27 protein-coding genes and 1 pseudogene are annotated in these 23,358 nt (G+C 45.1%); 17 read left to right on the top strand and 11 right to left on the bottom strand.

Features of this window, described 5'->3' with window-relative positions; translation table 11 throughout:
• Positions 1–27 precede the first annotated feature (27 nt).
• Both QUB30_RS18590 and QUB30_RS18585 read left to right on the top strand, forming a co-directional pair.
• Positions 28–1,200, top strand: a complete 1,173-nt coding sequence (locus QUB30_RS18590; protein WP_333336197.1) for a hypothetical protein — start codon at positions 28–30, stop codon at positions 1,198–1,200.
• The gene (locus QUB30_RS18585; protein WP_333336194.1) at positions 1,197–1,475 is read left to right on the top strand and encodes a hypothetical protein; all 279 of its coding nucleotides are present in this window, start codon (positions 1,197–1,199) and stop codon (positions 1,473–1,475) included. The genes QUB30_RS18590 and QUB30_RS18585 overlap by 4 nt, the downstream gene beginning before the upstream one ends.
• Positions 1,476–1,510: 35 nt before the next feature.
• Here QUB30_RS18585 and QUB30_RS18580 read toward each other — a convergent pair whose 3' ends face one another.
• Genes QUB30_RS18580 through QUB30_RS18570 form a run of 3 tightly spaced genes read right to left on the bottom strand, consistent with a single transcriptional unit; the run spans position 1,511 to position 2,387 of the window.
• Entirely contained in the window at positions 1,511–1,858 is a 348-nt protein-coding gene (locus tag QUB30_RS18580) for a DUF5615 family PIN-like protein (protein WP_333336190.1), read from the bottom strand.
• The gene (locus QUB30_RS18575) at positions 1,855–2,190 is read right to left on the bottom strand and encodes a DUF433 domain-containing protein (protein ID WP_333336187.1); all 336 of its coding nucleotides are present in this window, start codon (positions 2,188–2,190) and stop codon (positions 1,855–1,857) included. The genes QUB30_RS18580 and QUB30_RS18575 overlap by 4 nt, the downstream gene beginning before the upstream one ends.
• A 26-nt stretch (positions 2,191–2,216) precedes the next feature.
• The gene (locus tag QUB30_RS18570) at positions 2,217–2,387 is read right to left on the bottom strand and encodes a hypothetical protein (RefSeq protein ID WP_333336184.1); all 171 of its coding nucleotides are present in this window, start codon (positions 2,385–2,387) and stop codon (positions 2,217–2,219) included.
• A 221-nt stretch (positions 2,388–2,608) separates the two neighbouring features.
• Here QUB30_RS18570 and QUB30_RS18565 point away from each other — a divergent pair, with 221 nt between their 5' ends.
• From QUB30_RS18565 to QUB30_RS18555, 3 genes are all read left to right on the top strand, one after another.
• Positions 2,609–2,908 carry a hypothetical protein gene (locus QUB30_RS18565; protein ID WP_333336181.1) on the top strand — a complete coding sequence of 100 codons (300 nt, stop codon included), beginning with the start codon at positions 2,609–2,611 and terminating at the stop codon, positions 2,906–2,908.
• Between the two features lie 27 nt (positions 2,909–2,935).
• Positions 2,936–3,133 (top strand): hypothetical protein, encoded by a 198-nt coding sequence (locus tag QUB30_RS18560; protein WP_333336176.1) that lies wholly within the window; start codon positions 2,936–2,938, stop codon positions 3,131–3,133.
• A gap of 161 nt (positions 3,134–3,294) precedes the next feature.
• Complete coding sequence (locus tag QUB30_RS18555; protein WP_333336173.1) at positions 3,295–3,543, top strand: hypothetical protein; 249 nt, start codon at positions 3,295–3,297, stop codon at positions 3,541–3,543.
• A 13-nt stretch (positions 3,544–3,556) separates the two neighbouring features.
• Here QUB30_RS18555 and QUB30_RS18550 read toward each other — a convergent pair whose 3' ends face one another.
• The 3 genes from QUB30_RS18550 to QUB30_RS18540 form a co-directional block, all read right to left on the bottom strand.
• On the bottom strand, positions 3,557–3,961 hold the full coding sequence (locus QUB30_RS18550) for a hypothetical protein (RefSeq protein ID WP_333083233.1): 405 nt from the start codon (positions 3,959–3,961) through the stop codon (positions 3,557–3,559).
• A gap of 5 nt (positions 3,962–3,966) precedes the next feature.
• Positions 3,967–4,182, bottom strand: coding sequence for a hypothetical protein (locus tag QUB30_RS18545; protein ID WP_333083234.1), 216 nt, complete (start codon positions 4,180–4,182; stop codon positions 3,967–3,969).
• Positions 4,183–4,383: 201 nt separating this feature from the next.
• Positions 4,384–4,704, bottom strand: a complete 321-nt coding sequence (locus tag QUB30_RS18540; RefSeq protein ID WP_333261838.1) for a hypothetical protein — start codon at positions 4,702–4,704, stop codon at positions 4,384–4,386.
• A 277-nt stretch (positions 4,705–4,981) separates the two neighbouring features.
• On the opposite strand from QUB30_RS18540, the gene QUB30_RS18535 reads away from it, so the two are divergent.
• The 3 genes from QUB30_RS18535 to QUB30_RS18525 all read left to right on the top strand — a co-directional run bounded on the left by QUB30_RS18535 (position 4,982) and on the right by QUB30_RS18525 (position 6,192).
• A complete protein-coding gene (locus tag QUB30_RS18535) occupies positions 4,982–5,500 on the top strand; it encodes a hypothetical protein (RefSeq protein ID WP_333336168.1) in 519 nt (172 codons plus the stop codon).
• A 138-nt stretch (positions 5,501–5,638) separates the two neighbouring features.
• Complete coding sequence (locus QUB30_RS18530) at positions 5,639–5,845, top strand: hypothetical protein (protein WP_015177442.1); 207 nt, start codon at positions 5,639–5,641, stop codon at positions 5,843–5,845.
• Positions 5,845–6,192 (top strand): type II toxin-antitoxin system PemK/MazF family toxin, encoded by a 348-nt coding sequence (locus QUB30_RS18525; protein ID WP_333336165.1) that lies wholly within the window; start codon positions 5,845–5,847, stop codon positions 6,190–6,192. The genes QUB30_RS18530 and QUB30_RS18525 overlap by 1 nt, the downstream gene beginning before the upstream one ends.
• On the opposite strand, the gene QUB30_RS18520 is transcribed toward QUB30_RS18525, so the two are convergent.
• From QUB30_RS18520 to QUB30_RS18510, 3 genes are read right to left on the bottom strand one after another with little or no spacing between them, the layout of a single operon-like run.
• Positions 6,180–6,404, bottom strand: a complete 225-nt coding sequence (locus tag QUB30_RS18520; RefSeq protein WP_333336162.1) for a hypothetical protein — start codon at positions 6,402–6,404, stop codon at positions 6,180–6,182. The genes QUB30_RS18525 and QUB30_RS18520 overlap by 13 nt on opposite strands.
• Positions 6,388–7,248: a DUF6920 family protein gene (locus QUB30_RS18515; protein WP_333336159.1), complete on the bottom strand. Its 861-nt coding sequence runs from the start codon at positions 7,246–7,248 to the stop codon at positions 6,388–6,390. Before QUB30_RS18515 ends, QUB30_RS18520 begins: the two co-directional genes overlap by 17 nt.
• 46 nt (positions 7,249–7,294) lie before the next feature.
• The gene (locus QUB30_RS18510) at positions 7,295–7,669 is read right to left on the bottom strand and encodes a DUF1257 domain-containing protein (protein ID WP_190743059.1); all 375 of its coding nucleotides are present in this window, start codon (positions 7,667–7,669) and stop codon (positions 7,295–7,297) included.
• Between the two features lie 259 nt (positions 7,670–7,928).
• Here QUB30_RS18510 and QUB30_RS18505 point away from each other — a divergent pair, with 259 nt between their 5' ends.
• From QUB30_RS18505 to QUB30_RS18490, 4 genes and pseudogenes are all read left to right on the top strand, one after another.
• Positions 7,929–9,119 (top strand): WD40 repeat domain-containing protein, encoded by a 1,191-nt coding sequence (locus tag QUB30_RS18505; protein ID WP_333336155.1) that lies wholly within the window; start codon positions 7,929–7,931, stop codon positions 9,117–9,119.
• A gap of 553 nt (positions 9,120–9,672) precedes the next feature.
• Positions 9,673–10,737, top strand: coding sequence for a PAS domain-containing protein (locus QUB30_RS18500; RefSeq protein WP_333336151.1), 1,065 nt, complete (start codon positions 9,673–9,675; stop codon positions 10,735–10,737).
• Positions 10,694–11,067: pseudogene (locus QUB30_RS18495) on the top strand (sensor histidine kinase). Before QUB30_RS18500 ends, QUB30_RS18495 begins: the two are co-directional and overlap by 44 nt.
• Before the next feature lie 187 nt (positions 11,068–11,254).
• Positions 11,255–13,006 carry an EAL domain-containing protein gene (locus QUB30_RS18490; RefSeq protein ID WP_333336145.1) on the top strand — a complete coding sequence of 584 codons (1,752 nt, stop codon included), beginning with the start codon at positions 11,255–11,257 and terminating at the stop codon, positions 13,004–13,006.
• 60 nt (positions 13,007–13,066) lie between these two features.
• Here the strand turns inward: QUB30_RS18490 and QUB30_RS18485 are convergent, their stop codons facing one another.
• The gene (locus tag QUB30_RS18485; RefSeq protein WP_333336142.1) at positions 13,067–14,467 is read right to left on the bottom strand and encodes a J domain-containing protein; all 1,401 of its coding nucleotides are present in this window, start codon (positions 14,465–14,467) and stop codon (positions 13,067–13,069) included.
• A 98-nt stretch (positions 14,468–14,565) separates the two neighbouring features.
• Here QUB30_RS18485 and QUB30_RS18480 point away from each other — a divergent pair, with 98 nt between their 5' ends.
• The 5 genes from QUB30_RS18480 (at position 14,566) to QUB30_RS18460 (ending at position 22,248) form a co-directional block, all read left to right on the top strand.
• Complete coding sequence (locus tag QUB30_RS18480; RefSeq protein ID WP_333336139.1) at positions 14,566–17,934, top strand: DNA polymerase I; 3,369 nt, start codon at positions 14,566–14,568, stop codon at positions 17,932–17,934.
• 11 nt (positions 17,935–17,945) lie between these two features.
• Positions 17,946–18,518: a thermonuclease family protein gene (locus QUB30_RS18475; RefSeq protein WP_333336135.1), complete on the top strand. Its 573-nt coding sequence runs from the start codon at positions 17,946–17,948 to the stop codon at positions 18,516–18,518.
• 46 nt (positions 18,519–18,564) lie between these two features.
• The gene (locus QUB30_RS18470) at positions 18,565–19,563 is read left to right on the top strand and encodes a hypothetical protein (RefSeq protein ID WP_333336132.1); all 999 of its coding nucleotides are present in this window, start codon (positions 18,565–18,567) and stop codon (positions 19,561–19,563) included.
• Between the two features lie 188 nt (positions 19,564–19,751).
• Positions 19,752–20,273, top strand: coding sequence for a hypothetical protein (locus QUB30_RS18465; RefSeq protein ID WP_333336129.1), 522 nt, complete (start codon positions 19,752–19,754; stop codon positions 20,271–20,273).
• A gap of 259 nt (positions 20,274–20,532) precedes the next feature.
• Entirely contained in the window at positions 20,533–22,248 is a 1,716-nt protein-coding gene (locus QUB30_RS18460; protein WP_333336127.1) for an ATP-binding protein, read from the top strand.
• 365 nt (positions 22,249–22,613) lie between these two features.
• On the opposite strand, the gene QUB30_RS18455 is transcribed toward QUB30_RS18460, so the two are convergent.
• Complete coding sequence (locus tag QUB30_RS18455) at positions 22,614–23,306, bottom strand: DUF2259 domain-containing protein (RefSeq protein WP_333336124.1); 693 nt, start codon at positions 23,304–23,306, stop codon at positions 22,614–22,616.
• Between the last annotated feature and the right edge of the window lie 52 nt (positions 23,307–23,358).

The following is a 23,358-nucleotide window of genomic DNA, read 5'->3' as shown; positions in this document are numbered from 1 at the left end:
TTCAAAAAAATATTGCCGTTTTTTTTGATGATTTTTGCTGTTGCTATGGTGGCAGCAGTTGCACATTTTGCGATCGAACAACTTTCCAGCCCAGTCAGTTATTTTCAACCTGTGGATACCAGAGATGGTGCAGAGTTGTACAAAAAAGAACTCCCCAACGGAAATCTGGCTTATTTGCAAGTTATTAACGTCCAAAAAATGCAAATAGACCAGCTAATTGGAGAGGTCGATCGAATGGCTTTCAATAAAGGATTGTATTATCAGGGAGAAAACAAATATTACAGTCCTTTCTTTAAGAGCAAGTTATTCTCTGAAGTTACAGGTGAATACAAAAATCTTTACGCTAAGGATGTTTTTTCCGTCATTAACTGTTCTTTCTTTGAACAATACGAACGCAGCACGCAGCTATCTTTTCCTATCAAATTTTACGGTCAAGTTATTACTGGCGGTAACGGCATCTACGGCCCCGTCAAGAAGCCCAAAGATGGGCAGTATAAAAATGTTCGATTGAAAGCTTTGGTCTGGAATGATCGAGAAGCATATATCACAAATTACGAACCGCAAACAGGAAAGCCATTGAATCAAAAAGAAGTACAAAATGCACTTGTTACTTACGAATACAAGCACCATCCAGCTAAACTCATATCTAAAAATCCGGCAAATAGGTATCACGTCATCGGTACGCTGGACAAAGATGGTCGCAAGGGTAATGAATTGCTAGCAATTATCACTGTTAATGAAGCGACATTAGATGCAGCAGCTAAGTTAATGCGAGAGTTCGGAGTCAAAGGAGATATAGTGACGATCGACGGCGGACTCTCAACTTATCTATTCAATCCTAAAATCGGGGAGATTATGTTGCCTCAATCAAATAATATTGCCACTCGCGAACTGCCGCACTATTTAGGATTTAGGAATAGAAAATCTCAGACAGCTTCACCAAACATATTGGTGGCTCAACCAGCAGTCCAAGTGCAGGTGGAAGCAAATAAACCTTATTTGATTTTGTGGAGAGACAATATTCAGGATGAGGTCAAGATTGAGCTGTATCAAGAGAATAAGTTGGTTGAAAGCATAGCCAACCGCACGACTAGCGATGGGGTTTATGAATGGAAACCTAAGATTGCTGTAAAATCAGGGTCTTTGATTAGGATTTCAAGTGTTAAAAATGCCAAGGTGTCTGGGGCTTTGCAGTTGTGATTGTTGTTGGCAAAGAAATCTCTTTGCGATCGCAATTTCCGCACATCCTCAATACTGAGTCCGGTTGTTTGACCGATAGTTGCATCATCCAGGCGATCGAGCAATTGCCGCGCGATCGCCAGCTTTTCTTATTGAACACCTTTAATTATAGCTTCTTGTTGCTGGTAAATAAACATTTCTCGCCGTTCGACATATTTCAGTTTGGCGAGGAGGCGAACGGCGATCGCATTCTGTTCGTCAGCAGACAAAGTTTTCAAATGGGCGATCGAGTTTAAGGTGTGGCAAAGCTAAATTAAACGGTTGCAACTCATCATAAAGGAAGATACTGAATTTGTCCTGCCAATTCTCCCTCAAGACTGCACTCCAGAAGGATTAGAATATCCTCAATAACTCGACCAATGGGGGCATCGAAGGTAATTTCAAAAACTCCTGGCATTGACTTACCTGCCGCCAGACGTTCATAGGCATAGCGGGTAATCGTAGCAACATCATGGGTTAGTAATATCCGATCTTCTTCGGCAGCCCATTCCAGGACTATTGGATCGTCTTCACCGGATAAGCCAACGTCTTGGACGCGAATAATATCTATGTCAGGTTTCCGACGTATCAAACCTCTAACAATTGTATTATCAAAGTTTTCGTCAGCCAAGAACTTCATGCTGATTTCTCTGCCTTGCGGGCCAGCAATCTGTCACGCAATCCCTGCGGATCAAACCTTGCCTCATTCATTTTGCGAATCTCTTGTGCTTGTTGCTGTCTTTGCTGCAAATACGTTTCGACTTCCTGCTGATGATTGAGGTAAAAACCGATGGTGGCATACACGTCAGCTAATCTCAACGACGGATAACGATAAACGATTTCCTCTGCGGTTGTTCCGTGCTTAAACACTGCAATCACGGTATCTAAAGTCACGCGAGTGTTACCGACTCGCACTACACCGTCAGCATTGATCTTTAGGGGGGCCGGTTCAGCTACAACTGCTAATGTCATGGCAACCTTAACGCTTACTCTCTGAATTATATCAGAAAGGCGATATTACTTTCAGGGAAAATGTCAGTTAGAAGGGTAATATCGCCAGCAGCGATTTCTTGACGTACCATCTCAGCTAGACTATCCCACTGGGCATCTGTTGTAGCTTCAAATTCAGCATTCCACGCGCGTTCATCACTGATATCTTCTTCCGCCATTAGAATGCGGATTAACTCTCGTTTCTCGATCGCAGATAGTTGTCTAATGATAGAGAGTAATTCTGTTAGTGCGATCGGTTGTTTTCCTACGATGCGTCTATGTTAACGGTAGCAGGTTAACGTAGTAATTGCAACTTCCAGGGGAGCTTGGCAAAAACTTCCCAAACATTGCTATAATAAAGAGTCTTAAAAACTTAACACTAAAGGCTGAGGTTAACGTCGTGACAATAACTTCACAAGAAACGGATGTAGAAATAAAACAGTTCCCGATTATTCTAGGACAGGGAGGGGAAATTACCATTCCCCAGTTATTACAAGATTCTCTCAATGTTAATCAGGGAGATATGCTGGTGCTACTCCAAATAGGTAATCTGATTGTGCTTGCTCCCAAACAACCTCAAGCTCGCCAACTAATCGATCGGATTGCAACGATTATGGAAAATGAAAATGTGAGTTTGACTGATTTATTATCGGGTTTAGAAGCGGAGAGAGAGGCGATTTGGCAGGAGAAACAGTCTTGATGCGTAGGATATTTGCAGACAAAGAGTGTGTTAATTGCGGGATGCGGATCGCGAACAGGAGCGAGTCGTGCTGTGCTGACAATGGCAGAAATAGGTCTTTTCAAGTTGGTTGTATCTGAGCAAGTTTTGCAGGAATGCGATCGCACTTTACGTAAAAAAATACCTGCTGCTTTGCCAATTTTTACAGAGTTGCTAGCTACTATCAACCCCGAAATTCAACGGTAGAGCATTGAAATCGCATAATAATCAGTTTTCGTTGTGGTTAGCCAGCTTCATTGCCTGCATCAAAGCTGTACCAGCACCAAAAGTATCGTAGGTGGTGGGATGGCATAAAGTTCCTCTGGGATATAATGGTTAATAAGGTCTAGTAAGAAGAATGTGCGATCGTGACAGTTCGGGAAGAACTAATCCATGAGATTGAGCAAGCATTAGATGATATACTTCAGGTGCTATTGAGTTTTTTGCGTCAGACACGGTTGTCGCAGTCTGAGCCTTCTCTGTCGATCGATTTAGCTGAGATTTCAAGTGCTGGATTGACAGCGCAAAAACATTATCCTCTGCGCGGGATGCCGTTGGTAATTGCCGAGGATTTTGATGAGCCGATGTCAGATTTATGGGATGCGCTGGGTACATGAATTCTGGTGGAGATTAACGCTTCAGCTCAATATCGAACTCAAGCCGAGAACGATAAAAGTGAACGTCAAATTCTAAGAAGAAATTTGTCTGTCCCAGAATCAATGATACGCTGTCACTTTTTGCCCAAGCAAATACTAATCTTACCGGAGCAAACTCCCCTATTTCAGCCATGAAAAATACTGGCATCGCTGGTTGATTACCAATGTTACCAGCAAGTCGAATAATGGCTTTACTGTCATCCCAAACTAAGCCAAGCTGAGTTCCTATTTGGTAAGGCAATACATTCACGGTTGCACCGCTATCTACTAACCCAACAACTTCGACTCCCTGGTTATTGTGGTGCAGAATCAAGGGAATGCGGGGTAGGCTATCAAACTCATCTTGAGAGGGGTCATTGGTAGAGTATTGGAATCGCATAATACTCAGTTTTCGTTGTTGTTAGCCAAATTCATTGCCTGCATCAAAGCTGCACCAGCACCAAAAGTATCGTAGGGTGTTGGTAGGTAGTAAATCTTGTAAGGTTCCAAAGGGGAAATATCCTCAATGATATCTTCTTCCGCCATTAGAATGCGGATTAACTCTCGTTTCTCGATCGCAGACAGTTGTCTAATTGTAGGGAGTAATTCTGTTAGTGTCATCAGTTGTTTTCCTACGATGCGTCTATGTTAACGGTAGCAGCTTAGCGTAGTAATTGCAACTTCCAGGGGAGCTTGGCAAAAATAGGCGCGATCGCATTTTAGTTGCGATCGCGCGGGCGTATGATATTCCTTACGTTGAAACGATTTGGTAGTTGCGGGCGATCGCACTTTGGTCTGGTAAGGGCGATCGCTCTGTGAGAATTATTCACACATTCTACAGCTTGAAGCACTTACAACTACACCATCAATGTACCTCCACACCACCGGAATCATGGTTTTATCATCTACCTCTGAGGAGTGAACGAAAGAAGTGACTAACTGCCGCTCCACTTGAATCATATCCTTTGGTAGCTCTACAAACCCGTTGTTATTTGTGTGCATATGTGGCATACATACCCCAAGATTGTATTTTGCCAGTTGTTTGATAATTTCTTGCACTTCTTCAGTATCAATCGCTTTTTGTGCAAGTTGCAGACTCTCTGGCAGATTGTTTAACGTTCCCTCATCAATTTTGCTGTTCACAGTTGCTCTCCTTTAGTTAGTAATGATCTGACATTTTGTTTGAGTTTTCCACATATAGCCACATCTTTTCAAGGCAGAAGCTACTAATTTTGCAAATCTACCGAGCCAATATGTGTGGAGCCAAAACTTACCCCATTTTTTGCCTATAGTAAACTAATCGAACCCAAATTAAAAGCGGAAAAAGACGGATTTTAATTAAATAATTGTCAACAACGGAAAAAGACGGATCGAGACGGATCAAGTCGGCTATAATAACTAATGTCCTCCCACATTCCGGATGATGCGCCTCCCAGAAATACTTCAATTTATAGATGATGCTGTCTACGCCAACACAGGCAAACATCTCAATGACTTGCAGCGCGGAATTATCGAAGGAACGCTGAAGCGTCAAAAGTATGATGACATTGCAGAAAATTGTGGTTGTTCAGCGGGTCATGCTAAGGATGTCGGTTATGAGCTTTTGCAAATGTTATCTGATATCTTTGATGAAGAAGTAGATAAAAAAAATCTTAAATCCGTCGTAGAACGGCAAAGTAATTTAAATATTTCTTTGGGCGCTCGAAGCTTTAATAGTAATAATAATATAATCGGCTGTGTAAACATGGGTTCCGAAGAACCCACTCCTACCCCAGATAAAAGTCAGCCGGAAATTCCAGACTTGCAGCAGAAAAGCAAAAATCAAACTAAGATTGAAACAATTGATAAATTACGGCAGTTTGGCTTGAGCGACGAACAAATTGCAGAAGCGCTAGATATACCTTTAGAGCTGGTTAAGCAGGTGGACTTCGAGGAGTAAATCTGTGCTACCTGCGAATTTTACTGGATGGGCGATTCCCTACGGGATAGCTTCGCTTCACGCTCTTAGTTGTTTTGTTATAATCATCGAAGGTTGCCTTGTTGAAGTCAAATAAAATATTCCCACCTTTTTTCAGCTATGAACACAAAACTCATTGAATCCTTAGTACAAATCATCCAGACACTCTCTGAAGACGAGCAATTGCTAATAAAAGCAAAACTATTTAATAACATCCCCTATCCTTCTACTGTGGAAATAACCCAGTTAGCCCAAAGCGGAGGAGCATTTCAATTCCTGGACGACGAACCTGATATTTACACCCTTGAAGATGGAGAGCCAATTTAGTGAAGCTAAAAAAAGGAGATATTGTTTTAGCTGAATTTCCCTTTACAGATTTGAGTCAGAAAAAGTTACGTCCGGCTTTAGTGCTGTGGGCAAGTTCAACCATAGATGAAATTACGATCTGCTTCATTTCTTCGCAAAATGTCACTAGCCTAAGTTTAGATGAATTTGCTTTAAATGCTTCAGATCCCGAATTTACCAGCACGGGATTAAAAGTATCTTCTAAAGTTAGAGTGACTCGGATTGTCAGTCTTGAACAGAGATTAATACTGAGACGATTGGGCGAGTTAGGAAGTCAGCAAATGCAGGAATTGAATGCAACTATCATACAAGCATTTCAATTAGTATAGCCTTGTTTACTCTCGCGTACTTGCCGGAAACGATCGCAAATCCCTGCAATAAAGGTTTCGCCATCAATCGGTGGAGTATGTTCGGACATAGCAACAGCAGCATCTATCTTAACTCGTACAGGATAGATCCACTGGCGATCGGCGCGATCGTACTCATCTAACAATCGCAAAGCAACTTTACAACACAAACTAGAATCATCGTGCAAACTCATAGGCAATATTCGTGATGCGGCCGCGATAGTAGGGCAATAGCGAGCCATCAGGCAGTTGCCACGCCACCTCACCGGAGAGCGGAATCCGCATACCGTCTCGCAATTCGTAGTCCCAGAAGCGGCCAATCCAGGGCGCAAACACCAGCCCCCCGTTAACTGTACGGGCGCGGGCCTCGGCGCGGACAGTGGCGATTAGCCCTGCTTCATCAAAGCGGAAATCCAGGGAAACAGCGGTGTCGCCATCCTGTAGCGTTGCTCTGGCCGAAGAATTGTCGATCGCCTCCCAGCGAACACCCTGACTCGGCAGCAGTCTCGTCGGATACCAAGCAGCCTCCGCGAAAAAGCGCATCAGTTCCCCTTGTGCCGCTTCTGGAGTGCCGCGGATATCCGCCAGAGTCACCAGGCCCAGCAGCGCCGCATGGAGGATGCCTTCGCCAGAAATGTAGGCATCATGAACAAACGCATTGATACCGGGGATCATGGCAATTCGCCCGTCCCAATCAAAGCCAGGGCGCTGAGTAATTACGAGTTGAGTTGAGTTGAAGGCGCTCCATTTTTCTGCGGTTTCGCTCATGTTAAACGTGCCTTCGTGGGAAACCCGCGCTGTTGCAATTAGCGGTTGTCCATCCTTGAGCACCGCGCGAAAGTAACGCTGCACTGGCTGGGGTAAATCGGCGATTTCCCGCGCATCAAATGTGAGAGGTTTAATCGGCGATCGCGCCGCTTCCAGATTGGCTCGCAGTTCCTTGGTACCGAGATGCCAGCGGTATGCTCCAAGGGCGATCGCGCCAACAATGCCAACTACAAGCGCGAGAAAGATTAGTACGATCGCCGATCGCCACATAGTGATTCCTCTTGATACCTAAAAACGAGTTAATCAAGCGCCTGTCTTAAACCCATCTACCCACTACAACTCTCAGCGTTCCATCTGCCAAAGTTTCCTCTTCTTCAACATGAAAACCCTCTGACTGCACCGCCGCCATCAAACTTTTGCGCGCGTATTTTTGACTAATTGAATTGATAAATTCCTGCTGATTAATTCGAGCGCCCCAAAAATCCGCCACCAATTCGTAATCCTCTCCGCTGCGACGAAAACCCAAATCGTAACCGTTGGATTGCCGAATCACGTACTCCGCATTAGTTTTGTCGCCCCGATAACCCCGCACCTGCACATTGGACTCTACTTGATAACCCAACTCTTCCAACACTTGATGCAGCAGTTCGCCGTTTTTGATCTGAACCTTAATCGTTGTGAAGTGTGACATATCACTTTCGGATTTTTGTGTGAAACGCTGATTTGATTATAATACTATAAACTGCAACAGTCAATAAGTTATAAGTTGCAAGCTTAAACGCGGTTTGAGCGTCAGCGAAAGCAGCCAGGTTACAAGCCCCCGGATTCATATCTTCAGAAAACAACAACAGAGTATCCGATAACAATTCCCCAGATTCATCCGTGAGTTCGCTTTCTTCAATCCTCCACTTCTTCAAATCTAAAATCTAAAATCTAAAATCTAAAATCGTATGATGCCCGACAATTCTAACCAACCCAGAGAATATGATGCCGTCCTCGGCGGTCAAAGCCAAATCCCGATCGCCGGCGCTGTTTTGGGAGGCATCGCGGGGGTAAAGCAGCGCTTCAACAGTCCTAGTATCGAGTCGCGGATTGCCGCTGTTAAAGATGCTCCTAAATACGGAGGCGCTGGTTTAAATTTAGCAATTGAGGCGCTGCTTGACCCCGCACCAGAAGTGCAGCGAGTTGCTTATTTAATTTTGCGACAGAGGACAGAACCTCTAGTGCGCCAAGCTTTAAAAGAATTCGTGCCTTACAAGCTTTTTGACTGCATCCGCACTGTGAAAACAGGAACAAATCTTGCTCTTAGTCCCGGAGGATCTCACACGGCGAGTTTGCACGGGAAAATAATTAGAATTTGCGATGTAGAGACAGGAGAAATACTCTATACTGTTGAGAAGTATCCCCGCGCTCAAGAAACTTTTGTCCTTTGCAAAGAAAGCGAAGTTTTTGTGAGGAGCAGAAATACTCCGAAACACCGTGCAATCGAAATTTGGCAAGGAGGAGAATTGCGGCATACTTCCCTCGGACATGAAGGGGAAATTAGCGCAATTGTCGTCAGTCCTGATAGTCAAGTTATCGCCAGCGGTTCGGCAGATACTACTATCAAAATTTGGAATTTAGAGACGGGAAAGTTAATCTGTACTTTTGGCAGTCTTTTAACTTGGGGAGCTCATAAAGCAGGAATTGTTAGTCTTGCTTTTAGCCCGATCGCACAAACTCTCGCTAGCAGCAGTTCTGACGGTACAATTAAACTGTGGAACCTCCGCAGCAGAGAATGCTCCCAAACAATTAAGGGTTACGCGAATTGTCTGGCTTTCAGCCCAGACGGGCAGACGTTGGCGAATGGCGGCTGGGACAGAAATATTCAACTGCGGCAGCTATCGAATCCAGATAGTTCAATCACTTTGGTCGGGCATTTTAACTCGATAAATGCGATCGCCTTTAGTCCCGACGGGCGCACTGTTGTCAGTGCTAGTGCCGATGGTAATATCAAATTTTGGAATGCCAGTACCGGCGAAAATTTTTACACTCTTAGCGGACATCAAAGCTCTGTTACTTGTCTTACTTTTAGCAGCGATGGTGCAACTATTATCAGCGGCAGCTTAGATAAAACTGTCAAAATTTGGGGAGTTAATTGAAGGAAAAAGGAAGTTCGGCAACGGATTCTGTAACGGATGTAGCGGATGGAAGAAAGAGAGAATAGAGAATAGGGAATAGGGAATAGGGAATAGGGAAGAAGGCAGAAGGCACAAGGCAGAAGGCACAAGGCAGAAAGAAGAGGGAATCGACCTCATGATTGTCACAAATTAAGTACCTCCTAACCATTCAGGCGCTGGCTGTATTTCAATTTTCCCGATTCCCGATGCCTCGGTACGTGAATCTACGCAAACAAATATAATAAATTTACAATTCCAGTTCTTGTCCAAGCTGAGGATTGCGGAACTTCTTTTTGCCCTACTACAAATACTTACCGTAAAAATACCGATTTGCAGGGATTATTCTGCTTGTTATCAATTTGTGAACCGTCGCCATAAAACCTGAGCTAGCCGCCATTACTGAATCCTTGAAACTAGGTTTAAACTATCGCATTTGGCTCGCATGAGTATTATTGCTAACTGTAATAATTGACTTAAAAAGTTTATGCTTAAAAGATAGGCTGGGGTTAAATATACAGTGCATCCCAGAGTAACCATGTCACACTGCAAGCAATCCATCTGTCCTTCCCGCAATCCCGCAGAAATGTGCGACACTGCTGCGAGTTGGCAGCAAAAAGCCGATCGACTAACGGTAGAATTAAGCAGCACCCAGGAACTGCTTCACGCAGAAATCGATCGGCTCAAACAAGCCAACGAAACCCTGCACGCAGCCGTCAGTTGTGCCCCGATTTTCCTGTGGGCAACCGACAGAGACGGCAAGTTAACCCTTGCAGCAGGGAAAGGATTAGAAAATTTGGGACTCAAACCAACAAGTGCAACTGTCGGGCTGTCGATTTTTGAAGTTTACAGCAGCCAGCCAGATATCTTAGAAAATATTGCTGAGGTACTAACAGGAAACGATCGCATTTTGAATATCCTAAAGGGGTATTTTATTGACGAAATTCGATCGGCCGCCCTGCGAGATGGAAACGGCGAAGTTGTCGGGGCAGTGGGTGTTTCTACTCAAATTACCGAGCGCGATCCGTCCATCGCCACTCTGGAAACGGTAAATCAAGAATTAGAAGACAGACTTCAGCAGCAAACGGCAGTCTTCCATGCAGCACTTGCTGAAAGCGAAAAAAAGTACCGCAACCTCGTAGAAACCTCCCAAGAATTGATTTGGTCGATCGATATTGAAGGTTTCTTGACTTTTGTCAATTCCGCCGCCAAACGGATCTACAGTTACGAACCGTCAGAAAGGCTCAACCGTCGCTTCACCGAGTTTTTGGTTCCCCAACAAAAAACCAGACAAATACAAATGTTGGCACCAATTTTAGCTAGAACCAGCATTCAGCCACAAACCGCTAATTCTCATTACGAAACAGTATACATCCGCAAAGATGGTACTCCTGTCCGCCTGCGCGTCAACAGCATCGTCAACCAAGCTAAAAACGGCGCTCTTTTAGGCTTGTGCGGAACGGCGACAGATATTAGCGATCGCCAGCGATGCAGAAAAAGAAGTCCTCCTCCAACCAATTCAGCGCCGCGTCAAAAACAACCTCCACTTTATTTCCAGTTTGCTCAAACTTCAGTCCAGCTACATCCAAGACAGCCAAGTTAATGAAATGTTAAAAAAAGTCAAAACCGAGTCAGGTCAATGGCCCTGGTTCACGAACAATTCTCTCAATCCAAAGACTTGTCAAACATTGATTTTGCGGAATACATCCACAATCTCGCCCACCATTTATTAGACGCTGATGAAATTCATGCAGCAGGCGTCAAATTTACAACAAATGTTGCATCGCATTCTGTCAATATTAATACGGCAGTTCCTTGCAGATTCATTATCTACGAGCTTGTAACAAATTCCCTGAAGTATGCTTTGAGAGGACAAACTCAAGGTAAAATTAAAAAAAGTTTCACTAGGATGATAACAGAGTTTGCGTGCTAGCGATGATGGAGAGTGGAATGGGTTTTCTTTAACACTTAGATTATCTATATTCCCTAAAATTAGGTTGGCGGCTGCTCGGGTCTTTAGTCAACCAAATTCGCAAAAAAATAGAAATATTAAAAACTGCTATCACGAATTTGAAGCTAACATTTTTACAACCCAAATAGCACTTGTAGGAGAAAAGTTAATGTCACAGAAAAAAATTCTGATAGTTGAAGACGAAAACATCATTGCAGAAGATATTTCAGACAGTTTAATATCTCTAGGATATAGAATAACTGGTATTGTCTATTCCGGAGAAGAAGCGATTCAATCAGCAGCAGAACTCCGGCCGGATTTAGTTTTAATGGATGTGAACCTGCAAGGATCAATCGACGGCATTCTAGCAGCAGAAGAAATTCGATCGCGCTTTCAAATCCCGGTAGTTTATCTGACAGCTTATCCTGACGAAAACACTTTGTGGCGCGTCAAGGGAACCAAACCCTTCGGCTATATTGTCAAACCTTTTGAGGCAAAAAAAATGCACACAACTATTCAATTAGCTCTCCACCGACATCAGTACGATAGCTTGACAAACTTGCCAAATCGTTCGCTGTTGCGAGAACTGCTAAGTCAGTTATTAAACAAGCAAAAAGCATCGCCAGCAATGATTCCCGTTGTCACTCTCAGTTTAGATAGGATTAACCGGATTAACAGTACCTTAGGACACGATATTGGCGACTCCGTACTTTGCAAAGTTGCGCAGCGGCTGAGTAACTGCACGGAGAACATTAATATTGTGGCTCGTTTGGAAGCAGCAGAATTTGCAATTGTTCTCCAACCAGTTGCCGAAAAACAGGAGGCTGCCAAGATGGCTCAAAACATTTTAGATATTGTAGCCCAACCTATGATTGTCAAAGGCTCGGAACTGTACGTCACGGCGAGTATCGGCATTTCTTTATCTCCAAGCGACGCCAGCGATGGAGAGGAACTGCTGAAAAATGCTTATACAGCCATGTACAATTCTCAGCAACAAGGTGGCAACAAATATCAGTTTTATACTGCCAAAGCCGCGAGTATTTCTATCAATAAATTTACTCAAGAAACTTGCCTCCGCAATGCTTTAAAACGATCGGAGTTTGAAGTTTATTATGAGCCGCAAATAGAAATTAAAACAGGTAAAATTATTGGTGCTGAAGCTTTGGTGCGCTGGAATCATCCAGAAAGGGGCAGAGTTTCCCCGGCAGAATTTATTCCAATGGCTGAAGAAATGGGCTTGATTGCACCGCTGGGCGAATGGGTTTTAGAGACTGCTTGCAGGCAAACTAAAGCTTGGCAAATACAGGGGTTGCCGCCGCTGCGGGTAGCCGTCAACCTGTCAGCCCGCCAGTTCGATCGCAAAAACTTGACGGAGAGAGTCAGACAGATATTGAGAGAAACTAATCTCGATCCTAAATGTCTGGAATTAGAATTAACGGAAAGTCTGATTTTGGAAGATGAAACGGCAGCAGTTGAAGCTTTTACGGTGTGGAGAGATATGGGGATTAGGATAGCAATTGATGATTTTGGCACTGGTTATTCTTCTTTGAGTTATCCGAAACGCTTTCCGTTTGATGCAATCAAAATTGACAAGAGTTTTATTCGGAATATTGCAGACGATCGCCAAAATGCAGCGATTACAATAGCGATTATTCAAATGGCACACTGCATGAACATGACTGTGATTGCTGAGGGGGTAGAAAATGAGTCGGAACTTGCTTTTGTGTGCGATCGCGAGTGCGACGAAATTCAAGGTTATTTTTTCAGCCAGCCTTTGCCAAGGGCTGAGTTTGAAGCGCTGCTGAAAAGCGATAAGTGCTGGGAGTTATGCTGGAGGAAAAACGAAGAAGCAATTTTAAGCTCAGGTTTCAGCAAAGAAGAAACTCCTAATCGTCTTGGCAGTTGCTATAAAATAGGATAATGGGTAATGGGTAATGGGTAATGGGTAATTTTCCCTAATTACTGATGACTAATGATTAATTCAAAAGATACGATCGCCCAACCAATTTCCCAGCCACAGTCCAAAACCCGAAGTTGCTACCAACAGGATAAACGTGTAAAGCCCGTTGCCATAGCCGATCGACCTTTCTCCGGCTACCATCCGCGCCACGACTCCAGCAATAATGCCGATAGCAGCCCAAGCCCCATAAACAGTCTTAGACCCGGCGATAGCCAAAGCTTGGACGATCGCCTCAGAACCCGCCCCAGCCAAAACCCCCGCCCACGCCCCAATCCCCAGCCCGATCGCACCTCCGAGCCCGATGGGGCCCCGGGAATTCACGCCTACTTCCGCCGCCAGCCCGCACGTCAAGCCGACAATCGCCCAACACACCGCCGCCACCACCGCCTTAACCCAATCCCCAGAACCAGTTCCAGCCATCAATCCCAGCACTGTGACCACTCCCGCTACGGCCAAAACTACAGCCACAGCCCGAGACTCTGCCTCGGAACTGGCGATCGCCCCCAAACCAGCCCCAACTGCGCCCCAAGCAGCCCCTGTTTCCATTCCTCCCGCCTGAAAACCGGCGATCGACCCCCCCACCGCCCCAGCCGAAACCAACGCCGCCAGCCACACTCTAGGCGTTGCCCAACCCTCCGCCAGCAAAATCGCGGCCCACAGCCAATCTGCACCGCAGATTAAAGCCCACATCCACAGCGGGGCCTCTGATACCGTCAAAATCCAACCGGTCAAAGCGTAACTCGCCACGGCGATTGCCAGCGGCCACCAAGGGAAGCTTGAATATTGTTGAGACGATCGCGGTTTGGAGTATTGAGTGGGAAATTCTTTTTTCCTTTTGGGGGTAAGGTTTGAATAGTTTAGAGATGACCGCGCTTTCCTCGCAACGCTTTTGGCAGATGGTTTTTTTCCCCGCCGCGCTTGGCGATTTTGATTGGTAAATCCTTTCTTGGTTGAAGAGTTGTTTTGAGTTTGAATTTTTGTGGAGGCGGCTTTTGGGCGGGTTTGACTGCGCTGGGAACCAGGCCTACCGGCTGATTTTCCAGAACGCCTTCTCAGCGGCTTTTCCGGCGGTGGCGGCGGCTGCTGAAACTGTTTTTCGATCGACCTCGATTCAGGCTGACTCAGAAACAACACCAATTCCTGGTAAGCTTCATTAATTTCTGTTAATCGTTGTTGAGCTTTTTGTTGCAGGCGGTCGTTGTGGGCAAACCGATCGGGATGCCACACAAACGCTAAATCCCTGTAAGCGTGCTTAATTTCTTCTAGGGAACTTCCCGGCTCAATTTCGAGGATTTCGTAGCATCGATTAATGTCAGCCATAGGCTTCGATCGGCAGGTGTTGGTAAATTGGCGATCGCACTTAACATCTTCTACTATTCTCAGCCAAGCTGCACAGTAAGCCGAGAGCCCATCAACTGTCAACCGTTCTCAAGTCTGCGGGCCATCCTTCCGGTCGATCGATGCAGACTGACAACTGGCTACAATGAGAAAATCCTTTCGCGCGATCGGTAACTGTGTCTGTGTCGGAAAATCAAGCTCCCACCTTCATCCTAGTTGACGGCCACTCCCTGGCCTTTCGCTCCTACTTCGCCTTCGCCAAAAGCCGAGATGGGGGTTTGCGAACTACGACGGGCATTCCCACCAGCGTCTGTTTTGGCTTTCTCAAGTCGCTGCTGGAAGTTATGGCCGCCCACGACCCCCAGTACATGGCGATCGCCTTTGACCTCGCCACGCCCACTTTTCGCCACGAAGCAGACGACACGTACAAAGCGGGTCGAGCCGAAACACCGGAAGATTTTAAGCCGGATATCAAAAACCTGCAAGAATTGCTCACCTATTTGAATTTACCTGCAATAACTGCTCCCGGCTACGAGGCAGACGATGTTTTGGGAACTTTGGCAAACAAAGCCAGCGCGGCGGGTTATCAGGTCAAAATCCTCACGGGCGATCGAGATTTGTTTCAATTAGTAGAAACCGACAAACAAATCAGCGTATTGTATTTGAGTACCGATGAACTCAGGCGATCGGGCAAAGGCAAATCCCAAGAATACGGCCCGGAAGCAGTCAAAGAAAAACTCGGCATTTTGCCAGAACAAGTAGTAGATTACAAAGCCCTCTGCGGCGACAAATCCGACAACATCCCCGGAGTTAAAGGCATCGGCGACAAAACCGCCCTGCAATTGCTGGAAGCTTACAATTCCCTCGATGGAATTTATGCAGCCATCGACGAGATTAAAGGAGCAACTAAGAAAAAGCTAGAAGAAGGCAAAGAAGCTGCTTATCATTCTCAACGCATGGCGACAATTGTCCAAGACGTGCCATTAGAAATCAACTTAGAAAATTGCCAGCTTATAGGTTTTGACGAATCAGCCTTGATTCCCATGCTGGAAAAGTTGGAATTCAAGACATTTTTAAGCAAAGTTAAACAAATTCAAAAGCGTTTTGGTGGCCCTGAACAGCCATTAGAAAAGGGCGGGCAAGATGCCCACCCCACAATCAATTCAATGGAGAGTGGAACAGGCATCTTGCCTGTTTCCGATAGTGGAACAGGCAAGATGCCTGTGGCAAAGGGCGGGCAAGATGCCCACCCCACAATCAATTCAATGGAGAGTGGAACAGGCATCTTGCCTGTTGCAAAGGGCGGGCAAGATGCCCACCCCACAATAGATAAGTCACCTGCAACTTCTGAAAGTTCAGAAGCAGACGAATTGTGGTTTTGGACTCATGATGACACCAAAGCCGCCCAGCAGGAAAACAAACTGCCAATTAAACCCCGAATAATTCAAACAACCCAACAGTTAAACGAATTAGTCCAACTGCTGCAAACCTGCACCGACAAAGCCTCACCCGTGGCGTGGGATACCGAAACCACCGCCATCGAACCCCGAGACGCCGAATTAGTCGGAATTGGCTGCTGTTGGGGAACGGGTGAAGAGGATCTCGCTTACATTCCCACGGGACACAAAACGGGCAAAAACTTGGATAAAGCCACAGTTTTAAATGCTTTGCGTCCGATTTTGGAAAGCGAGAATTATCCCAAGGCGCTGCAAAATGCTAAGTTCGATCGATCGATCCTGCGCTGTCAGGGAATCAAACTAGCCGGAGTCGTCTTCGACACCATGCTAGCCAGTTACGTACTCAATCCAGAAACCAGCCACAGTCTCAGCGAATTGTCTAGGAAATACTTAGGCATTGTCGCCAAAAGTTACAATGAATTAGTACCTAAAAACAAAACAATTGCTGACATCAGTATTCCGGCGGTAGCCGACTACTGCGGCATGGATGTTCACACCACATTTGGGTTAGTAGGTAAACTTAGAGCAGAATTAGATAAAGCTGATGAAGCTAACTTTCCCGATAAGTCTTTGCACAAGTTGCTGCTGGAAGTAGAACAGCCCCTAGAACCAGTTTTAGCTGAAATGGAATATCAGGGGGTTCGCATAGACACAGGATATCTTAAAGAACTATCCGATCAAATGGAACCGCGATTGGCAGCAATTGAGCAGGAAATTTATAACGCCATACCTCTTGATGATTTCAATGCTTATCTCGCTGAAAAAATCGAACATATCGAACCAACTTTAGGCACGGTTCCTCAAAAATTTTACGAGACCGTGCCCAGTGCAATTTTAAAGCCTTATCTCAAGAAAGTCTTGCCAAAAAACAACCTGGATTTAGCTGAGATTAAACAGAAAGTTTACAACACATCACCCAGTGAACTTTTAAAGTTGAACTCACCATCCCAGTTGAGTGAACTTCTGTTTGACATACTCAAGCTAGACACCAAAAAGTCTCGGAAAACCCCGACAGGCTTCTACTCCACCAATGCTGACTTTCTAGAAAATTTGCAAGGAGACCATAAGGTTGTCGATGCTATCTTAGATTACCGTACCCTGCAAAAGCTTTACTCTACCTATGTAGATGCTATACCGAAGCGGGTGCGTCCCGATACTCAGCGATTGCATACTGATTTCAATCAAACTGTTACAGACACAGGTCGTCTGTCTTCTTCTAATCCTAATTTGCAGAATATTCCAATCGGTACGGAATTTTCTAGGCAAATTCGCAAGGCTTTTGTACCAGAAGCAGATTGGTTGATGGTGTCGGCGGACTATTCTCAAATTGAACTGCGAATTTTGGCTCATTTGAGTCAAGAACCTGTGTTAATAGAAGCTTATCAAAATAACCGAGATGTGCATACTGTGACGGCTCAACTGTTGTTTGAAAAGGAAGAAATAACTCCCGACGAGCGCAGGTTTGGCAAAACGATTAATTTTGGGGTAGTTTACGGTATGGGGGCGATTAAGTTTGGTCGTTCGATGGGCAAAACTTCAGCAGACGGCAAAGAGTTTATTAAGCGATTTAACGAGCGTTACATTAAGGTTTTTGAATTTTTGGAGAAAGTAAAAAAAGAGGCGATCGCCCTCGGCTATGTTACCACAATACTCGGCCGCCGCCGCTATTTAAAATTCGAGAGCGAAAGCCTCCTGGACTTAAAAGGTCGCAATCCCCAAGACATTCACTCCGATAGACTTAAATCTCTCAGCAGAGATGACGCGCAATCTTTGCGGGCAGCAGCCAACGCTCCCATTCAAGGCTCCAGTGCTGATATCATTAAACTTGCCATGATTGAAGTACACAAAATTTTGCAAAACTATCAGGCGCGGCTGCTGCTGCAAGTTCACGATGAATTAATCTTTGAAGTCCCTCCCGATGAATGGGAAGAATTGCAGCCGAAAATTAGAAGTGCGATGGAAAATGCTCCGACAATTATAAGTGCGATGGAAAATGCTCTGCCGAAAAATACAAGTGCGAAGGAAAATGCGCCAGGTATGGTACCGCTGATAGTTGACATCCACGCTGGCCAAAATTGGATGGAAACTAAATAAAACAGAGAAATATGAGCCAAACTAAAATCGTCATTTTCCCAAAAATAAAAACATTAGGTGCAGTTGCTCTGCTATTGCTACTATTCGGATGCCCCCAAAAGTTAGGGCCCAACAACTATGCTGTCAAGCGAGTCAGCGACGGCGACACCCTTGTCGCCAGTGATAGCGCTGGAAAAGATATCAAAGTGCGTTTTGCCTGTGTAGATGCACCGGAAGTCGCGCACACCAATGCTGAGAAAAATAGCAAAGCAGCAGCAAAAAAAAATCAATTTAAGTGGGGAAATCTAGCGCACCAAAGAATGCAGCAGCTTGTCAACCAAGGGGGCGGTCGCGTTGTTTTGACCGTCACCGATACTGACCGCTACGGCCGCAAAGTTAGCGAAGTTCGCTTGCCCAACGGCACATTTGCCCAAGAAGTTTTGACCCGCGAAGGATTAGCAATGGTTTACCGTCCTTACTTAAAAAACTGTCCGAGTGCAAGTGTTCTGGAAAAAGCCGAAGCCGAAGCTAAGAAAAATCGCCGCGGCGTTTGGGGTGATTCCAAGTTTGTGCCAGCTTGGCAATTTAGACACAACGAGAAATGAGCGAAATTTTGATATTCTGGTAATTGTTCTTTATCTAAGAATCCCCATGTTAGAAATCACCGTAAAAAACAACGCTATCTGTTTTGGCAAACACTTCTCCCTGAATTTTCAACGCACTTTGCGGATACCCGACGACGGTAAAACCTATCCGTTACCGCCGGGATTAGGCGAGTTTCCAGTATGCAAAGTTGATGACTACATTTCTAGAGTACCTGAAACTTGGAAAGAACACGGGGGCGTGTTTATTCCCATGTATCAACGGGAAGCTTTGTGGATTTATTTTAGCGGCGCTCATTGGCGACCCAATGCTGTTAAAATTGCTGTTGGTAAAATCAATGCCGTTTCCGGCAAACCTTGGCAGCAAAAACTGCAAGCTGATGACCAAGATTATGTCATTTGTCCGGATCAACCCTGGTTAGATGGTATCAATTCTGGTGAAGGTTACATCCGCCAATTTGTTGCTATGCCTCTCGGTATGGGTTACACTGTCGAAGCACAAGTAACTGGTAAAGAAGAATTTGGCGGCATTCAAATCATTGTATTCGATCCGAAACCAGGGTTATTTCCCGAAGAACCGCCGCCCTCAAAATTAAAGATATCTAGAGGTTTTAGTGGTGTTATGCCACTTACCTATGGTGCCGCATTTAGTGCGGAAATGGGATTAGCAGCAGGTGGTAAAATGACACAAGAAATTTATCCCGATAGTTACGGTATCAACACCTGGGACGAGACAAATTTCGGCAGAGTATACGTCCACATTGTTAATAGCATGATGTATCGGGAAATCACTGGTAAAGAACCGCCAAACACGCCCGTTACTGCCAAAAGTTACAGTGAATACAATCTTCCTTGGTTCGACCTTTACGACGAACAAAAAGGCGATGTCGCACCCTCAACTATCCTTTCTCAAGTCAAGTCTGTCAAAGAGATGGACAAAAATCACGGATTTGCACCGCAGCAAGACGATACATCTGTTGACATTCCTCAAGCACAAATTAAAAAGCTCAAAGTCGATCCCGATGGAGTCAGAGATGGCAATTGGTAGTCTACTAGCAGAATCTCGATTGTATATAGGGACAATTCATCAATTGCCTTTGTAAATAGACAGTGCTGCATCAGGCCTGCTAAATTAGACACTACCTGTCGCAGTAAGGCGCGCCGAGACGTACCCTACCGATAGATTCTTTGTGCAAGTCCAATCAATTAGCAAAAAATTAACATTAAGGGACATCAATGAATTTCAAACATCTGGTTATTTCCGGCATGGCTCTGCTCCTCGGTACTGCAATCGTAGGAAATGCTATTGCTCAAGAACTGACCGACGACCAAAAAACGGTTGTTTGTCGCTTGAAAACAGAAGTTGACCAGCGGAAAGGCAACGGTCAAAAATTAGTATTTGTGCCGTTGCTGGGCCAAGTTCGCAAGCAAGTTTCATCTCCTTTTAGAGCCACGCTGCATCCTAATGTGGAGTATGTTTTTGTTGCCACTTGCGACGGAAATTGCCAGGATTTAAACTTATCTCTCAAGGATGCAAGCGGCCAGGAAATCGCTGTGAGTCAAAAAACAGGCGAACTGGCGTCAATCTCTTTTACTCCCACATCCCAAGGCGAATATCAAATCAGTGCTAAGCCTGGGGAATGCAAGAAGGCAGAGGGTTGCAATTTCGGCATGGGAATCTTCGTTCCTGCCTCTGCAAACGTACCTAATGCTTCAAAAATTCCTGCTGAGATAGCACAATTTCGACTTTGCCAGTAGAGGAGAACTTACAAGTTGTGAGTTGTGAGTAGAGTTAAGTTGTGAATAACCAATCTAACTCATAACTTGCAACTTATAACTCGTAAATTTTAATTAGTTATTCACAAATTAGCCAAACTGTCAAGCAGAGAAAGCAGTGGAACCCTGCACAGACCCGAAAGTGCCGAAATTTGGTTGGGCATGAAAAACTCTATTTACCCTCACGCAGGCATCAATTAGAATATAGATAGTGCCTCTCAGGGTGACGAGTATATTGCCCATGTCTTCAACCTTAGCCTCGAAAAATCAACCCCATAACCCCCCTCAAACAGATTTGAGAAATCTCTTCAGTCGCTTGGGTATCAGGCAGAAAATCGGCTGCGGATACGCCTTGGTCATTTGTATTGCCATTGTGGGTGCTGTGGCGGGACGGGGAGTAGAGTTTTATTACAAACAGCAGGTGCGGGAAAAACTGGCGATCGATCGAGATAAAGGGGAAATCCTGACCAACCTCAATAACACCGTGCAGGAAGTCAGAATTCAGCAGCAAAAGCTGGCGAGTCTGACGGCCAAACCGCAAATTTTCGATCGCGAACGCTCGGAATTCCTGACTCGCGTTGCTCAGATGAGCGGCATCCTCGAACAACTGCAAACCTTTCCACCGACTAAGAATCCCGAGGTGGCCAAAGACTACGAACTGCTTCAACAGTTCGTTCAAGTCAACGGCAAAACTGTAGAATCATACTTTCAAGAAGTACAAAAATTGTTGGCGACTGCGAAATTATCTGGTTTAAATCCGAAGCAGCAGCAGGCTTTCGAGCGGAAGTTGAACAATTTTGCGGCTGGCGAAACCGCTTTGAAACTCGAACAGTTGTCGCAGGATTCAGCCAAACTGGCCGGCAGCTTTGGCGAGAAAGCAGACGAGGCATTGAGTACCTACGACAAAGCAGAAAAACTCGGAACTCTAATTCTCATTTGCTCTCTCTTGATATCAGCCGCGATCGCAGCAATTCTAGCAGCATACACCAGCGGGGCGATCGCTCGTTCCTTAGAAGCCACAACCCTCATCGCTCAGCGAGTGACAGAAGAATCGAACTTTGACCTGCAAGTACCAGTCACTACTTCCGACGAAGTGGGAATGCTAGCAACTTCCCTCAATGAACTGATCCAAAGAGTAGCGGAATATACAGAAGAATTGCACGAAGCAAAAGTAGCCGCCGAAGCTGCCAACCGCTCGAAAAGTGCATTTCTTGCCAACATGAGCCACGAACTCCGCACCCCCCTCAACGCCATCATTAACTACAGCGAAATGCTGCAAGAAGATGCTCAAGATTCCGGTTCAGAAGACTTTCTCCCCGACTTAGAAAAAATTCAAACCGCAGGCAAACACCTGCTGGATATGATTAGCGACATCCTCGACATTTCCAAAATAGAAGCAGGTCACGTCACCCTTTATTTGGAAAACTTCGACGTGGCGACCATGATTGAAGAAGTGATGACTACTGCTCAACCGCTAGTAGAAAAAAAAGGCAATGCTTTAGCGCTGAAAACCAAAGGCGAACTCGGCACAATGTACGCCGACCAACCGAAAGTGCGGCAAATTCTCCTCAATTTGCTCAGCAATGCTGCCAAATTTACCGAAAAAGGCGTCATTACTATCGGCGTCGAAAGAATGAAAATTGAAAAATCAAGACCGACGAAACCAAATAAAAATAATGATTTTTACTCGGGTTCAAACTACACTTCTCAAGTTTTAATGTTTCGAGTCAGCGACACCGGCATCGGCATGACGGACGAGCAATTAGAGCAGATATTTAAACCTTTTACCCAAGCTGATGCTTCGACTACCCGCAAGTACGGAGGCACGGGTTTGGGATTGACAATTAGCCAGCGTTTGTGTCAAATTCTCGGCGGCGAAATTAGCGTCGAAAGCGAGGACGGTAAGGGTTCAACGTTTATTGTCAGTCTCCCGGAACGGGTTGTGATGCAGGCATGAAGTCAATCGATTTTAGATTTTAGATTTGAGATTTTAGATTGAAGCATTGACCCCACGGATAAATTCGGGGGCTTGTATCCTGGATGCTTTCGGTCAGGCAAAATAGGGATTTTGACACGGATACACGGATGAATTATTGAGCATTCGTCAATAGTCAAGAGGCAGATATTCAAGGAAAAAGAAAGAGGGAGGAAGGAAGATGGAAATTTTAAAATGTATTGATATCAATTATCAAAATAAAGAATAATTAACAACCCGGACTGACGCACAGACTCTATCTGTAGGTGCGCCGTTTGCACCTTACATATAGGGGTTCTGCGTAAGTTTTGATAATTCCCAGGTTTTGACCTGGGAATATAGCAAGCCTAAAGAACAAAGCCTTGTACAACAGTAGTTTTCAAGACTCCTTCAAAAGTGCGTTCTGTCTTGTCCACCAGGACAACGACATTGCGCCCGTTCGGAGACAAACGAACTTCTCGGATTGAATAAGAGAACACCCAATCTTGAAAATTGTTCAGCGTTCCGAGGACACGCTGCCGACCGTTATGATTAATTACCAGACGCATTGCCGCGCTTTCTTTGCCAGGAGAAGCAGTTTTTTGCCGCTGTTCCAGGCGAATTTGTAAAGGCTTTGCTGTATTGACTTTGACGGCGACTGTCTCGCTTCCATTGGCTCCGGGAGTACGAGAAATAATGTTCAGTTTAGTTCCAGCTTGAGGAGGAGTTAACTTCAAAGTTTCCCTGCTATTCCAACTTTTTTTAAGCAAGTCATCTTCTGCCATTTTAGTGCTTTTATTCGAGTCTGGCTCGCCATATTTAGTTTGGATACACCCATTTTTGATGCAGGAATTTGCAGCAACTTGGACAATTTGCAATTTTGCTTTGGGAATTCCCGCTCCAGTATCTCTGGAACTTTCTAAATACAAGTAGTAATTGCTGTCGGCGGAAAAACCAGACATCCGGTGTGCGGCACGCCAGGTACTTGCCAAAGCTTCAGGGGCTAGTGCGATCGCGGCACTTGCTATAATACCTAACGAAATTAAAGGTACAATTTTCATAGCTATATTTTCCAGGTGTGAGAGTTATAGCGGCTGTTATTGATGAGTAAAA

This window comes from Microcoleus sp. BROC3, from assembly GCF_036702515.1.
Lineage (GTDB): Bacteria > Cyanobacteriota > Cyanobacteriia > Cyanobacteriales > Microcoleaceae > Microcoleus.
This window is presented reverse-complemented; position numbering and strand designations above follow the sequence as displayed.